Origin of the sequence: Cyclobacterium roseum (assembly GCF_010119225.1) — a bacterium.
Taxonomy (GTDB): domain Bacteria; phylum Bacteroidota; class Bacteroidia; order Cytophagales; family Cyclobacteriaceae; genus Cyclobacterium; species Cyclobacterium roseum.
The window spans coordinates 181152-195866 of the sequence record NZ_WNKF01000002.1 but is presented as its reverse complement, the minus strand read 5'-3'; the positions used below and the strand labels follow the sequence as shown (position 1 = coordinate 195866).

10 protein-coding genes and 1 pseudogene are annotated in these 14715 nt (G+C 45.5%); 10 read left to right on the top strand and 1 reads right to left on the bottom strand.

The annotated features are described in order from the left end of the window. The first annotated feature begins 108 nt into the window (after window positions 1-108). From GJQ68_RS03410 to GJQ68_RS03395, 4 genes are read left to right on the top strand one after another with little or no spacing between them, the layout of a single operon-like run. On the top strand, window positions 109-1260 hold the full coding sequence (locus GJQ68_RS03410) for a DUF4856 domain-containing protein (RefSeq protein ID WP_235941036.1): 1152 nt from the start codon (window positions 109-111) through the stop codon (window positions 1258-1260). Further along, the gene (locus GJQ68_RS03405) at window positions 1250-2374 is read left to right on the top strand and encodes an imelysin family protein (RefSeq protein WP_162415907.1); all 1125 of its coding nucleotides are present in this window, start codon (window positions 1250-1252) and stop codon (window positions 2372-2374) included. Before GJQ68_RS03410 ends, GJQ68_RS03405 begins: the two co-directional genes overlap by 11 nt. After that, on the top strand, window positions 2375-3739 hold the full coding sequence (locus GJQ68_RS03400) for an HTTM domain-containing protein (RefSeq protein ID WP_162415906.1): 1365 nt from the start codon (window positions 2375-2377) through the stop codon (window positions 3737-3739). Beyond that, window positions 3736-6162 carry a TonB-dependent receptor gene (locus GJQ68_RS03395; protein ID WP_162415905.1) on the top strand — a complete coding sequence of 809 codons (2427 nt, stop codon included), beginning with the start codon at window positions 3736-3738 and terminating at the stop codon, window positions 6160-6162. Before GJQ68_RS03400 ends, GJQ68_RS03395 begins: the two co-directional genes overlap by 4 nt. Before the next feature lie 54 nt (window positions 6163-6216). On the opposite strand, the pseudogene GJQ68_RS03390 reads toward GJQ68_RS03395, so the two are convergent. Further along, window positions 6217-6930, bottom strand: a pseudogene (locus GJQ68_RS03390) (outer membrane beta-barrel protein); the annotation flags it as partial. A gap of 604 nt (window positions 6931-7534) precedes the next feature. On the opposite strand from GJQ68_RS03390, the gene GJQ68_RS03385 reads away from it, so the two are divergent. The 6 genes from GJQ68_RS03385 to GJQ68_RS03360 all read left to right on the top strand — a co-directional run bounded on the left by GJQ68_RS03385 (window position 7535) and on the right by GJQ68_RS03360 (window position 14712). Then, the gene (locus GJQ68_RS03385; protein ID WP_162415904.1) at window positions 7535-7705 is read left to right on the top strand and encodes a hypothetical protein; all 171 of its coding nucleotides are present in this window, start codon (window positions 7535-7537) and stop codon (window positions 7703-7705) included. Between the two features lie 69 nt (window positions 7706-7774). Beyond that, window positions 7775-7990, top strand: coding sequence for a hypothetical protein (locus GJQ68_RS03380; protein WP_162415903.1), 216 nt, complete (start codon window positions 7775-7777; stop codon window positions 7988-7990). A 328-nt stretch (window positions 7991-8318) separates the two neighbouring features. Next, complete coding sequence (locus GJQ68_RS03375; RefSeq protein WP_162415902.1) at window positions 8319-9062, top strand: DUF4382 domain-containing protein; 744 nt, start codon at window positions 8319-8321, stop codon at window positions 9060-9062. A gap of 359 nt (window positions 9063-9421) precedes the next feature. Further along, a complete protein-coding gene (locus GJQ68_RS03370; protein ID WP_162415901.1) occupies window positions 9422-10918 on the top strand; it encodes a sulfatase in 1497 nt (498 codons plus the stop codon). Between the two features lie 15 nt (window positions 10919-10933). Next, window positions 10934-12448 (top strand): arylsulfatase, encoded by a 1515-nt coding sequence (locus GJQ68_RS03365; protein ID WP_162415900.1) that lies wholly within the window; start codon window positions 10934-10936, stop codon window positions 12446-12448. A gap of 137 nt (window positions 12449-12585) precedes the next feature. After that, window positions 12586-14712 carry an outer membrane protein assembly factor BamB family protein gene (locus GJQ68_RS03360; RefSeq protein WP_162415899.1) on the top strand — a complete coding sequence of 709 codons (2127 nt, stop codon included), beginning with the start codon at window positions 12586-12588 and terminating at the stop codon, window positions 14710-14712. Window positions 14713-14715 lie beyond the last annotated feature (3 nt).

The following is a 14715-nucleotide window of genomic DNA, read 5'->3' as shown; positions in this document are numbered from 1 at the left end:
TATTTACAATTAATCTAAATAATTTTTGTATTTAACTTTTCTGAATTTAACTTTGCCTTATATTATAATTAATCTAAATAAAACCTGATCGCATAAACGTTAATTGAAATGAATTACAAACAAGCTTCGCTCATAGCTTTTTCCGGATTGATGGCATTTTCCTGCATGGAGGACGATGTTCCTGGTAATGAAGCCATTAATCCGCCTGAAACGTATGTTTTTGAACGAGATGGAGCCTCTACTGTCAGTTACCAAGGGCAGACAGATCGCCTGAACATGCTTTCTGAAATGAAAAGTTATCTGGTATCCGGAGACCGGGGAGAAGCACTTTCGTTCCAGAAATTATTGGACATGTATTCCAATACGAATGACCCGTTTTCCGATCAGGGCTTGAATGAGGCCAGCACCAAACAGTTGGAAAACAAAACCAATGCAGCCCAGATTGATTTTTTCAAGGGGTTGATGTCGGAGGCAGCTGAAGTCAGTCAGGAGGTTGCGACCAACAATACTGCTGCTGCCAATGGTGTTGCCGGAAGGGTAGAAAGAGGTACTACCGGGAATTTTGTCAATGTAAACGAAAAAGGTTGGGAGTTTACCCAGCTCATTGAAAAAGGACTGATGGGAGCGGTTTTTTATGACCAGATTTTTAACGCCTATCTCAGTGAATCTAAAATTGGAGAGGGAGTGGACAACGAGAATCTGGTGGAAGGGGAAAATTACACGGCCATGGAGCATCATTGGGATGAAGCTTTTGGTTACTGGGGAGTACCCAGGGATTTTCCTCAAGGAGACCCGGCATTATCGCCTGAATACAAAAGATTCTGGGCCAACTATACCGACGGAAGAGATGATTTACTCAATGTAAGCCAGCCCCTTATGGATGCCTATATTTTAGGTAGGGCAGCAATCGTAGCCGACAACCATACGGTAAAAAGTGAGCAGGTGGATGTGATCATTGATTTGCACGAACTGGTATCTGCTGCCACGGCAGTGCACTATATCAATGATTCCATGGGGTATTTGTCATCCGGAGATCAGGGTAACCTTTTACATGCCATGTCTGAGGCGTATACCTTCGTGAGTGCCCTTCAATATAGCCCCCGCAAAAAGATTGATCAAAGCGATATCAATGAAATCCTGAATACTGACCTGGGCACGGATGGTAATTTCTGGCTTGTAAGTATTGAAAGCCTGCTAGGTGCCAGGGATAAATTAACCACAGCTTATCCCGAATTAAAAGATCATGAAGATGTATTGTAAGCACCTGTTCGTTTCAGTATTGGTGGTAACGGGCCTGATGGGCCTGTTACTTTCCTGTGTGGAAGATTCGGGGGAGGAAACGCAGCAGGAGACTGCCCGAAAACCTGTTTTGGAAAATCTGGCAAGCACGGTGATCATACCCGGCTATGAAAACCTCCATGCGCAAATGACGCTTCTGGACCAATCGGTGAAAAATTTCACCTCCGACCCGAATCAAGCCAATCTGGAGGCACTTCGAACGGATTTCATAAGCACCTATTCACAATGGGAAAAAGTCTCTTTTTTGGAATTTGGTCCTGCATTTTCCCAGACCTTAAGAGCGGAGTTCAATACGTTTCCCACCGACAATTTTTCCATTGACAATGCGATTGAATCCGGTGAGTTTTCCTTAACAGGATTCAGCACGACAAATCGCAGAGGACTGCCTGCCATGGATTATCTGATTTATGGCCTGGCGGATACCGATGAGGAAATCATCGCAAAATACAGCATTGATGAAAATGCCGGGAACCGCAAAGAATACCTGTTGGCCGTCAGCCAACTAATTTTGAATAAAGTTGATTTGGTCTACAACCAATGGCTTCCTTCTGGCGGGAATTATCAGGAGGAGTTTATCCAAAAAGACGGTACCGATGTAGGCTCTTCTTTTGGCGAAATGGTCAATGCGCTTTCGCAGTATCTGGAACGGTTCAGTAGAGATGCGCGGATGGGTATTCCGCTGGGCAAAAGATCCCAGGGGGTGATCATCCCCAGAAATGTGGAGGCCTATTACAGCCAGCAATCGATTCCTCTTTTACAAGCGCATATTTCAGGAATGAAGGATTTTTATCTTGGAAAGCAGGGAAATACCGATGGCAAAGGCTTTTATGAATTGCTTCAGGAAATCAGAGCCGGTGAAGACGAGGGGCTGGCCGATCGGATTCTGGCTCAATTTGACCTGATTCTGGGCAGGCTTGACCAGGTACCATCTCCGCTTTCAACGACCATTCAGACCAACCCTGCCCCTGCGGAGGCAGCACATCAAGAATTGCAAAAGCAGGTCATTCTCATCAAAACAGAATTTTCCTCTGCACTGGGCGTGCTGATTACCTATCAGGACAATGATGGAGATTAAATGAAGAAAGTGAAAACGCGGATAATCAATGGTATCAACAAACCAATTTCAATAGCACCCCTGGTTCACTTTAGGGTGCTTTTTGGTTTGATCATGTTTATCAGTGTTGCCAGGTTTGTATTCAATGGGTGGATAGCAACCCAATACATAGAGCCCGAATTTCATTTCAGCTATTATGGGTTTTCATGGGTAAGCAATCCGGGTGAAACAGGGATGTACCTCCTTTTTCTCACCATGGCTTTGTCGGCATTAGGCATTGCGCTGGGCTATTACTACAAGGTGTCCGCAGTGCTTTTTTTCCTTTCATTTACCTATGTGGAATTGATCGATGTCACTAATTACCTCAATCATTATTATTTCGTAAGCCTGGTTGCATTTTTGATGCTCTGGATGCCCGCTCATTTAGCTTTTTCAGTTGATTCAAAAAGGAAAGGTTTCACGATTTCCAGGATTCCCTATGGGTATGTGCTCATTATTCAATTGCTGTTGAGCATGGTCTATTTTTATGCGGGCCTGGCAAAGCTGAATCCCGCATGGATGATGGAAGCACTACCCCTGAAAATTTGGCTTCCCATGTTTAGCCATTTGCCACTGGTTGGAGCCTGGATGAGTGAACTTTGGGTGGCTTATGCCTTCAGTTGGTTTGGGGCCCTCTACGATCTCAGTATTCCATTTTTTCTTTTTTACAGCAGAACCAGGCCTTATGCCTACCTGGCAGTACTGGTTTTTCACTTATCCACCTGGCTGCTTTTTCCCATAGGGATGTTTCCCTTTATCATGATTCTGGCCACCACCATTTTCTTTTCTCCAGAAAGCCATTTAAAAGTAGCGGCCTTTATCAGGAATCTTTTCCGAAGGAAAAGCACTACCACCTACAGGTCTTCAAATGAAGTATATAAAGCACCCTACCAAAACCTGATATGGAGCCTTTTCGCTGGGTTTTTGGTGCTTCAGCTCCTTTTGCCCCTGCGGGCGTATGCTTATCCGGGTAATCTTTTCTGGACGGAGCAGGGTTACCGCTTTTCCTGGAGGGTCATGTTGATGGAAAAAGCCGGATATGCCATTTTCCATATCAGGGACAACGTTACAGGAAGGGAATGGGAAAATTATGCCAGCGATTACCTCAGTCCCATGCAGGAAAAACAAATGGCAACCCAACCGGATTTGATTCTTCAGTTTGCCCATTTTCTAAAGCAAAAACTGGCCGATCAGGGATTTGAGGAAGTGGAAATCCGGGCAGAAGTATACGTCAGTTTAAATGGTGGGAAGAACCAGTTATTGATAGATTCCAAGGCCGACTTGACCCGAATAGAAGATGGTTTTGCTCCTAAAACCTGGATTTTACCTTATAAGAAACCTTTATGAAACGCTTACTGACCCTATTGCTTTTATCCCTATTTTATCTTCCCTTGCAGGCGCAGGTTAGGGTGGAAGGAACCGTTGAAAGCTTAGGTGAATCCCTTCCCGGAGCCAACGTATTTTTAAGGGGAACCGGATTTCAAACCGTAACCGATCAGAATGGAGCCTTTACGCTTGCTGCTATTCCTCAGGGAGAATATATACTGCAAGTGTTTTTTTCAGGGAAAAAAATGTTCACCACAGACCTGTCTATCAGGGCGGATGAGCCGCTTATTCAGCTAAGGATAGAATTGGAGGAGATCAGCGGTGAACTGAGTCAGGTAATCGTCAATGGTGACCATTCCGATGCTTATGGCATCCGCAGGTTAGGCGCAGTGGAAGGAACGGCCATTTATGAAGCCAAAAAAAATGAAGTCATTCAGCTCAATAATATTACCGCCAACCTGGCGACCAACAATACCAGGCAGATATATGCCAAGGTTCCGGGATTGAACATTTATGAAAGTGATGGTGCAGGTTTGCAATTGGGCATAGGTGCCAGGGGCTTGGACCCAAACCGGACCTCTCATTTCAATGTTCGTCAAAACGGATATGATATCAGTGCCGATGCCTTGGGATACCCGGAGAGTTACTATACCCCTGCCGTAGAAGGAGTGGATCGCATTGAGGTGGTTCGTGGTGCCGCTTCCTTGCAATACGGGACTCAGTTTGGTGGCTTGCTTAATTTTGTCATGAAGGAAGGCCCGGAGGATAAAAAACTTAATTTGGTGCTGAGAAATACGGTGGGTTCCTATGGCTTTTTGAACACCTTCAGCAGTATCGGCGGGCAGGCAGGCAAGTGGAACTACTATGGATTTTTCCAATATAAAAGAGGAGATGGCTGGCGGGAGAACAGTGAATTTGATTCCAAAATGGCCTATTCGGCTCTTTCCTACCGGCCAAATGACAGGTTTCGGTTAAAACTGGAATACACCCTTATGGATTACCTCGCCAGGCAGGCAGGGGGACTTACCGACGCGCTATTTGAGCAGAACCCCAGACAATCGATCCGGTCCAGAAATTGGTTTAAGGTCAACTGGAATCTATTGGCTTCCCAATTGGATTATAAAATCAACCAACAACTCAAACTAAACCTCAGGACTTTTGGCCTGATCGGGGGGCGGGATGCACTCGGCAATTTGGGTAGGATTGACAGGCTGGATGACGATCTGGAGCGCAATCTTTTTGTGGATGATTTCAGCAACTTTGGCTCCGAGCTCCGATTAATATATAATTATCGGCTGGGAAAGCAGGAAAATGCATTTTTAATCGGAGGCCGCTATTACAAAGGCTTTACGGACAGGAAACAGGGCCTGGGCCCGGCAGGGGATCAGGCGGATTTTCATTTTCTCAATCCGGATAACCTGGAGGATGCAGATTATGATTTCCCTGGAAGAAATATCTCCTTCTTTGCCGAAAACGTCTTTAACCTGACGGATAAAATCAGTCTTACGCCAGGTGTCCGGTTTGAATCTATTCATACGGCTGCAGAAGGCTATTACACCGGCAGCACCCTGGTGCCTGATCCGGTTACGGGATTTGCCAGAGATTCTACCTTTAAAGTGTTCGAAGCGCTGGATAGGAGAAGGAGTTTTGTATTTGGAGGTTTGGGGCTTAGCTACAAGCCCAGGGAAAACCACGAGCTTTACGCCAATTTTTCACAGAATTACCGGTCGATCAATTTCAATGACATCCGGGTGAATAATCCGAATTTGGTGGTGGACGAAAATATTCAGGACGAAAGAGGCTATAATTTTGATGTGGGTATCCGTGGTAGTCAAAACAGGAAATTTAATTATGACATCAGTTTATTTTATTTGAAATATAAGGACAGGATAGGAGCGATCCTCCGAACCGACCCCGAGAGTTTTCGAATATACCGCTTCCGAACCAATGTGGCTGATGCCTATAGTATGGGTTTGGAGGCTTTCGGAGAAATGGATCTGTTTCGGGTGCTGGAGCGGAGCGAAAAATACAGGTTGAATTTATTTACCAACCTTTCTGTAATTGATGCCCGCTATCAAAGTTCAGAGGAAAAGGTGCTAGAGGGAAATAGGGTAGAGCTGGTACCGCCCTTAAGCGTTCGGTCGGGGGTTACGTTTGGCCTGGGGGATTTCAATATGACCTATCAATATTCCCATGTAGCGGAGCATTTTACAGATGCCTCCAATGCGGTCAGGACCCCCTCTGCGGTGGAAGGCATCATCCCGTCGTACCAGGTGATGGACCTTTCGATGAGCTATTTGTACAAATTCGTCAAACTGGAGGCCAGCGTCAATAACCTGACAGATCAACTTTACTATACCAGAAGGGCCGCCGGTTATCCCGGACCGGGAATTATCCCTTCGGATGGCAGGACGTTTTTCCTGACAGTGGAATTGAATTTTTGAAAGGCTTTCAAAAATTTCATACATTTAAGAAAATAATTTCTGCTGTTGATTCCGTCAATTGGTAACCCTTTGCTGTTCTTCTTGGGATCCTGCTTTTCTTTCTCTGGTTCCTTTGATTTTGCTATTCCCAAACTTATAGGTATAGGTGGCCATGAATACCCTTTTTTCAAATTTGAGTCTACCTGAAAAATCGATATCAGCGGCCTCAAATGACCGCCACCTTACTTGATTAGTTTCTAGAATGTCATTGCAGGATACCCTTATTACCCCGGCTTTTTCAAACTCCTTTTGAATTCCGATGTTGATAAAGCCTCTGGACAGCCAATTGAAATATCCGTTGATGACGGGAGAACTATAATTCCCCGTCACCTCTACGGTGTATTTTTTGGGAAGCGTAAAGGTATTGTTCAACACGACCTGCAGCCCTTTCTGGTCTACCTCATAAACCTCTCCATTTAGCACTGAATTGACTTTTTGATAATTTGCAGTGAGGTTGTTTTGGGTTTCCCACCAGGGTGTCACTTCCAGAGGGACAGCGACCATCACGGAAATTGTCTGCCGCCGGTCAATATTATCCGTTCTCAGGAACATTGTGGTGGTCTCTTCATCGAGAGTGGGTTGAAAACGTGCGATTACATCTTTGTCTGTGCTATGCTGAACTGATAAAATCCAACTTTTGTAGGAATAGTCTGTTTTGATGGTATTGGTGTAGGTAGGTAGGATGTTTTCATTTCCCGAGAAAAAAGTAAAGGGGTCAGAAAAAATTGAAGAAGGATTAAAACGGGTAGTGCACGTGTTATTTTAAGTAATGATCTCCTCATTTCGAAATCTTTTTTTTCTAAAAACAAACCAGCGAAGGCTTTCTAAATAGGAGCAATTGGTTGGAACTGGATTTTTAAAGATTTTATTTTTCACCATTTTTTTACCCCTAACTTATTTTGAAATGAAAAACCTGATTCTAAGCTAAGCCTTCTATCTTGTCCATGCTTTCGCCATTGTTGCGATCTCTTTCTATATCATTGTGACGGAAATAACTTATCACTTTCAAAAGGACTTTCGTCCCAATTTTCTGTAATATTTGGGACACATGGACTGAAGATTTAAAACGTTTCATTGCCATCGATTAAATGAAGGAATCAATCCATTATTGAGATTTTTCAGTTTTTTGGAAAAGGGAAACAGATATCAAACCGGGTTTATTCAATTGTAAATGCGCTTTTTCAAAATGCTATTGTTGGTATGGTTAAAATTACCAAGGATGAAATGGATCGGTTAGTACTGTTGTTCCAATTAACAGTGATATTGTGCCATTTCTTCCAGGTTACAGTCCCATATTAATTTACCCTTGAGGTTTTTAATTTGTTCCTGACGATTGAGATATCTTGCGGGGCCGGATGTAGAACCCTTTTGGAACTGGAGAAGCTCCATGAATGATGAGCAATGGGTGGATTGGAACGCTCAGTCCGATGAAGATTGGTACAATGCGGTGGAGTCCACTTTTGGGCTGAATAGCCGACCGGATAAAATGGAAAAAGAAAAGTAATTCGACTTTCACCCTTGAGGTTTCCAAAACCTCGTATTCTTAAATAAATCGTTCACGAAAAAAACCGTCTTGAAGACCTTCGGTTTTTCCTACAGTTATATTTTTGAGTACCACCTGGCCGTATACCTCAATGGCGGGGACTGCGCAGAAGGTGTCAATGACCGTCTCAGAGAACATCTTCAGAACGTCAGGGGAATGCCCGTATGTTGTGCTGATACCGGTCTCAGGGGAGTAAAGGAACTGGAAACGGATCACCTTTTATGGAAAATCCCGACACTGCTATAAACCATGAGTTTAATCTTAAAAAAACCTTAAATTTCTTTGAAAGTGTAATTTGCAATTCAAAAATAAAAAAATGTTTTTTGAATTAAAAAAATGGATTGTAAGGTTTTTTATAAAAACATAATATTTTGTTTGTTAAATTTTATTTATAATTTTGAACATGGGTAATTTTTTTTATGTAATCAGATACCTTATTCCAGTATTCTGGGTTAAGAAATGAGTAGTTATTGGTAGGGTAATAAAAGTAGTTTACATTCAATAATAATGCGTAAATGAAACATTTTGTCAACAGAATTTTAAATCAAATTTTTCAATTAAAAAGTTCAAATTTATGAAAAGGTTAAATTTTGCGAAGCTTTTGGTGCTTATCCTCAGCACCTCTTTTCTTACCTCATGCGACAAAAAGGAAGAAACGCCATCAAACAATTTGCGGCTCAATTTCACTGGGAGCTACCAAAATTCAGGAAGTATGTCTTCAGGTAGGGTGAAAAGTGCTATGCAGGTTACCTCCTTTATGGTAAATATTGAAGGGGTGGAACTTGAATATGATGATAATGACCCGCTTTTCACCTCTGGCGCTGTTGCCTCCGATGTGGAGCTTGACGGTCCCTTTGAAGTCGAATTGATTAGTAATGGGAGTGGCCTCACCAGTACATTGGCGAATGTTTTTTTACCGGTAGCGGCTTATGATGAGATAGAATTTAAGATCCGGGAAGGTAAAAACCCTGACACTGAATTGTTTGACAAATCAGTTATAATTAAAGGAATGGTAGGTGAACTTCCATTCGTATTTTGGACAGATGAGAATGATGAAGTAGAAATCGAATTTGAAGATAGCGAAGATTTGGTATTAACACCGGAAGAATTGAGTGTCTTGTTGGTTGAATTCGATTTATCGAAACTTTTCGACCCGGTAAATGGAGGAATAGATCTCTCCCTGGCGCAGGACGACAATAGTGATGGAATTATTGAAATCTATGAAGGAGGACCGGATGGAAATACCGATCTTGCAAAGCAGATCTGGGAAAAATTCGAACAGGCAATTGAGGCCTTTGAAGAAAAATACGATGATTAATTAATATCCTTTCCAGCACCTTAATTATGGTCAGGTGCTGGAGATTTTTTCCCTACTTATCGTTTTTTTAACAAGGGACTGCGTAAGTATTGAAATTAATTTTTTATGCCTTAAACATGAACTAGCTGGTACAAATGTTTAAAAATTTGAAGGAAGGTTTATTTTTTGATTGATCACTATTTTTCTATTATATACCTCAAAAACACCCTGCTGAATATTTCCCTGCTAATACCGAATTACAAGACAAATAATCAAATTAATCATACATAGTTTACCGCTTGAGCTAAAGTTTATTTTAATTTTAGCGATTTCCCTTTATATTTAAACTTGCGCTTAATTGCTAATTAAAAACCAACCCAATGACCAGGACCGTTATTTTAAGCTTTTGCTGTGTGATTTTTTCCATTTTATTTTCCTGTTCCAAACCGGCAGCCGAAGAAAAACCCTACAATGTTTTGTTTATCGCCATTGACGACTTACGGCCCGAGCTGGGGGTATATGGCAATGATATCATTCAGACCCCAAATCTGGATGCCATTGGATCCCAAGGCACCCTATTTGAAAACCACTACGTGCAAGTGCCCACCTGCGGAGCTTCCCGATGCAGCATTTTGACTGGCTTGTTGCCGCAGTCCAGGCAACACCTGCAGAATTCCGCTGTTGAGCAGTTCATGTCCAATGAACCAGAAAGAGAGACACCGGAAAGTTTTGTGCATCACTTCAAAAGGAATGGTTATTATACGGTAGGCATAGGAAAAATAAGCCATTCGGTGGATGGCCTCTGGTATGGCTACGAAGAAAGCCCCGAAGGAGCCAAAATGGAAATGCCCCATAGCTGGGACGAGATGCTTTTTGATCCCGGCAAATGGGAAACCGGATGGAATGCCTTCTTTGGCTACGCGGATGGGTCTAACCGGCAGGGTAAAGACAAGCAAGTCAAACCCTATGAAGCAGGAGAGGTGGATGACCTGGGCTATCCGGACGGCCTTTCTACCCAACTGGCCGTAAAAAAGCTGAAGGAACTTTCCGATAAGGACCAGCCCTTTTTTATGGGATTGGGTTTGTTCAAGCCCCATCTGCCCTTTACAGCACCTAAAAAATACTGGGACTTGTATGATAGAGAGGATATCCCACTTTCACCTTTTCCCGAATTGCCGGAAAACGTACACCCCAACAGCCTTCAGGAGAGCGGGGAATTCAATTCCTACCAATTGGGAGAAGAGAAGGCGGGCCTGGACCAGAAGCTTTCAGATGCATACGCCAGAAAGCTTCGGCATGCCTACTATGCTGCCGTCAGCTATAGCGATGCCCTGGTGGGTAAAGTGCTGGAAGCCCTGGAAGAAGAAGGCCTGGCAGACAATACCATCATCGTGGTTTGGGGTGACCATGGCTGGCATTTGGGAGACCACCGGGTTTGGGGCAAGCACACCAACTTTGAAATGGCGCTGCGAAGTCCCCTCCTGATCAAAGTTCCCGGGATGATCCCCAGAAGAATCGGAACAGACATGCCGGTCAGTAGCATTGACCTGTATCCCACCTTGATGGAACTTACCGGTATTCCGGTAGATTTCCCGCTGGACGGCCAAAGTCTGGTTCCCCTGATCACCGCAGGAGCGGACAGTGCCAGGCCGGCCCAGGCTTTCAGCTACTTTAGAAACGGGATCTCCATGCGCACCGGGCGGTACCGGCTCGTTAAGTATTTCAGGGCGGCGGAACCTACGATAGAACTGTATGACCACCAAAACGATCCCATGGAGACGGTAAATGTGGCAGCGGAACATCCTGAAATCGTTGCCGAATTGATGCCGCTCTTGGAAAAGGGAAATACCGGCTTGTATGCCCATTCCTCCAACTAAACGATACAACCCAAAATGAAAAACCAATACCAACACATCACCACCAAAGCGTTGGTCTTTGCCATGCTATTTGTAATGGTTGCCGCTTGCAGTACCTCTCCGGACGAAGGGGAGGAACAAGCAAAAAAACCCAATATCATCTATATCCTGGCTGATGACCTGGGCTATGGAGACCTGAGTTTTTTGGGGCAGGAAAAATTCCAGACCCCACACATTGACGCGCTTGCCGCCAGGGGAATGGTCTTCACCCAGCATTATGCCGGCAGTACGGTTTGCGCCCCTTCCCGCTCTGCCCTGATGACCGGTTTGCATACCGGACATACCCAGGTCAGGGGCAATCGGGGCCTGAACGGCGGACAGTTTCCCCTGGCTACGGATACCCAAACCATACCGACTGTCCTGAAAAAGGCGGGCTATGTCACCGGTGCATTTGGCAAATGGGGATTGGGCTACCCTGGTTCTACCGGGGCTCCGCTGCAGCAGGGTTTTGATGTTTTTTTCGGTTACAATAGCCAAACCATTGCCCATAATTATTACCCGAGAGAATTGAATGACAATGATGACATTCTTACGTTAGAAGGCAATCAGGGAACCGGGGAGGAACAGTATGCACCGGAATTGATTCAGCAGAGAAGACTGGAATTTATAGAAAATAACCGCGACACCACCTTTTTTCTGTACATGCCCTCCATTATTCCTCATGCGGAGCTTACAGCTCCTCAGGAATATATGGAGCAGTTTCTGGAAAGGAAATCTCCTGAGCCGCCCTACGAATATGAAAGTTTACTAGGACCTGAAACGCCCTACCAGGGTGTAGATGATCCGGAACATCCCCGTTACAAGGTGGGAGGATATGGCTCTCAAACCTATCCCCATGCGGCCTTCGCAGCCATGGTCACTTTATTGGATGACCAGGTAGGAGAGTTGGTAGAAAAACTGGAAAGTCTGGGCTTGTTGGATAATACGCTGATTATCTTCACATCCGATAACGGCCCCCACCTGGAAGGCGGGGCGGATCCGGATTTTTTTGACAGCAACGGTCCCTTTCAGGGATACAAGCGGGATTTACACGAAGGAGGCATCCATGTACCCATGATTGCCAGCTGGCCGGCAAAAGTGAAAGCAGGCAGCCAAACGGACCACATCAGTGCTTTTTGGGATATATTGCCGACTTTTGCAGCATTGGCTGAGGTGAAGTTAGAGCAAAATGTGGATGGCATTTCGTTTTTGCCCACGCTGTTGGGTGAAGAGGGGCAGCAGACCCATGATCACTTGTATTGGGAATTTCACGAACAGGGTGGCAAGCAGGCCATCCGGAAAGGGAAATGGAAGGGCATCAAATTGAATGTTTTTGAAGGCAATGAAGACATCCTTTTATTTGACCTGGAAAACGACCCGGGGGAAGAAAATGACCTGAGTGAAGCGCATCCGGAACGGGTAGCCGAAATGAAGGCCCTGATGCAGGAGTCAAGGGTAGAGGACCCGGAATGGCCCTTTGAAGAAAAAATTCAATCGGAAAATCAGCCCTGAAGTTATTTAACCTGATAACAAGGGCGCTTTGGCAGGGAAAAGGAAAGCAGCCATCCCAAGCCCGAAAATCCGCTTTGAAACCTGCTCAACTGTATAGACATTTGATGATTTGGATGGGATTAACTGAGAAAAATCTTATGAAAACATGGACATTAAAGTGTTGTCTGTTTTTGGTTATAATCACCCTGGGATGTGCGGCCGATAAACAGGAAGATACCTATCAAACCTGGGAACACTACCGGGCTACCAAAACAGCTGCCCAATATTCCGGTCTGAAGACCATTAACAAGGACAATGTACACCTGCTCCAACCAGCCTGGACCTTTCATACCGGAGATAAGAGGGAACGCACCCCCATGGAATGCAATCCCATTATCCTTGACAAAACCATGTATGTGACTTCTCCCCAATTGGATTTAATCGCCCTGGATGCGGCCAGTGGAAAAGAACTGTGGCGATTTGACCCGGAAGTTTTTGGGCTGTCAGGAGGAGTGAACCGGGGAGTAACGGCTTTTACCGAAGGGGGCAAAACACGGATTTTTATGCCGGTTGGCCATTGGTTGTTTGCCCTGGATGCCGAAAACGGGGAACTGGTGGAGGAATTCGGTGAAGATGGAAAGCTGGATTTGAGGCAGGATTTGGGCAAGGACCCTGAATCTCTTTCTATTTCACTAAACACTCCTGGAATCATTTACAAGGATTTGCTGATTATCGGATCGGCCACTGGGGAGGGATATGATGCCTCTCCAGGTCATATCAGGGCCTATTCCGCCAAAACAGGAGCATTTCAATGGATATTCCATACCATTCCACAGGAAGGGGAATATGGCCACGATACCTGGCGATGGGTGGAGGATGAAAATTATGGGGGCACCAATAACTGGGGAGGCATGAGCCTAGATGAGGACAGGGGATGGGTGTATGTAGCCACCGGGTCTCCTACCTACGATTTTTATGGAGGCAACCGACTGGGAGAAAACCTATTTGCCAATTCCATCCTTGCGTTGGATGCTGGCACCGGTGAGCGGCAGTGGCACTACCAGGCAGTAACCCATGATGTATGGGACTACGATTTGCCCTGTGCGCCTACACTTGTGGATTTTCCCCTGGATGGCGAGACCGTGCAGGCACTGGTACAACCCAGCAAAATGGGAGAGTTGATCCTGCTGGATCGAATTACAGGTGAGCCATTGATGGATGTGAAGGAAAGGGCCGTTCCTCCTTCCTACGTACCCGGCGAAGTCGCCCATCCGACCCAAAAATTTGATCAAGGCATTACAATTGTACCTCAGGGATTGGACAGTACTTATTTGACCAACATTTCTGAGGCGGCAGCGGAATATGCGAAGGCTGAATTTAAAAAATACCGCAATGAGGGCTTTTACACCCCACCCAGCTTGGAGGGAACCCTTACCTTTCCCGCCACCAGGGGAGGCATGTTATGGGGAGGATTGTCCTATGACCCCGTCAATCAGATGATCTATGTCAATGCCAATGAAATACCCATGATTTTACAACTGAGGAGCCTTTCAGAAAATCAGGGAGAGGGCTCCTTTAGTGGATTAAGTGCGGGTCAGCGCATTTACCTGTCCAATTGCGCCAATTGCCATGGAGCAGACCGGCAGGGCCTGGGGGAAGCCTACCCGGCACTTACCGGGCTCCCTGACAGACATGATCGGGAATCGGCCGGGATCCTCATCACCGGAGGAAATGGGGTGATGCCGGCCTTTCGGGGATTTGACCCACAGGAGCTGGAAGCACTGCTGGACTATTTGCTGGATCAGGAATCTGGCGGATCCAGTCAGGAAGAAAGGACAGATGTCCCATTGGATCGCTATGTTTTGCAGGGCTTTCGGATTTTTACAGATGAGGAAGGCTTTCCGGCTAGCAGACCTCCCTGGGGAACGCTGAATGCCATCGATTTAAAAACGCTATCGATAAAGTGGAAGGTGCCGCTGGGCGAATATCCCGAGCTAAAGGAAAGGGGAATTGCCCCTACCGGCACCCAGAATTTTGGCGGTTGTGTGGCCACAGCCGGAGGGCTGGTATTTATTGGAGGTTCTGCCGATGAAATGTTCCGTGCCTTTGATGCGGAGACAGGAGAAGTGCTGTGGGAATACCAGCTTCCTGCCGGAGGTTATGCGGTGCCTTCCGTGTACGAAGTGGAAGGCAGGCAATATGTGGTCATCGCCGCCGGAGGGGCCAATCGCCTGGGTACCCCTGCCGGAGATGCTTACGTGACCTTTGCTTTACCAGAGGAATAGAAC

What these genes read in the sequence shown, in the direction of transcription:
- GJQ68_RS03410 (WP_235941036.1), top strand. Translation starts at nt 109, where the DNA reads ATGAATTACAAACAAGCTTCGCTCATAGCTTTTTCCGGATTGATGGCA.
- GJQ68_RS03405 (WP_162415907.1), top strand. Translation starts at nt 1,250, where the DNA reads ATGTATTGTAAGCACCTGTTCGTTTCAGTATTGGTGGTAACGGGCCTG.
- GJQ68_RS03400 (WP_162415906.1), top strand. Translation starts at nt 2,375, where the DNA reads ATGAAGAAAGTGAAAACGCGGATAATCAATGGTATCAACAAACCAATT.
- GJQ68_RS03395 (WP_162415905.1), top strand. Translation starts at nt 3,736, where the DNA reads ATGAAACGCTTACTGACCCTATTGCTTTTATCCCTATTTTATCTTCCC.
- GJQ68_RS03375 (WP_162415902.1), top strand. Translation starts at nt 8,319, where the DNA reads ATGAAAAGGTTAAATTTTGCGAAGCTTTTGGTGCTTATCCTCAGCACC.
- GJQ68_RS03370 (WP_162415901.1), top strand. Translation starts at nt 9,422, where the DNA reads ATGACCAGGACCGTTATTTTAAGCTTTTGCTGTGTGATTTTTTCCATT.
- GJQ68_RS03365 (WP_162415900.1), top strand. Translation starts at nt 10,934, where the DNA reads ATGAAAAACCAATACCAACACATCACCACCAAAGCGTTGGTCTTTGCC.
- GJQ68_RS03360 (WP_162415899.1), top strand. Translation starts at nt 12,586, where the DNA reads ATGAAAACATGGACATTAAAGTGTTGTCTGTTTTTGGTTATAATCACC.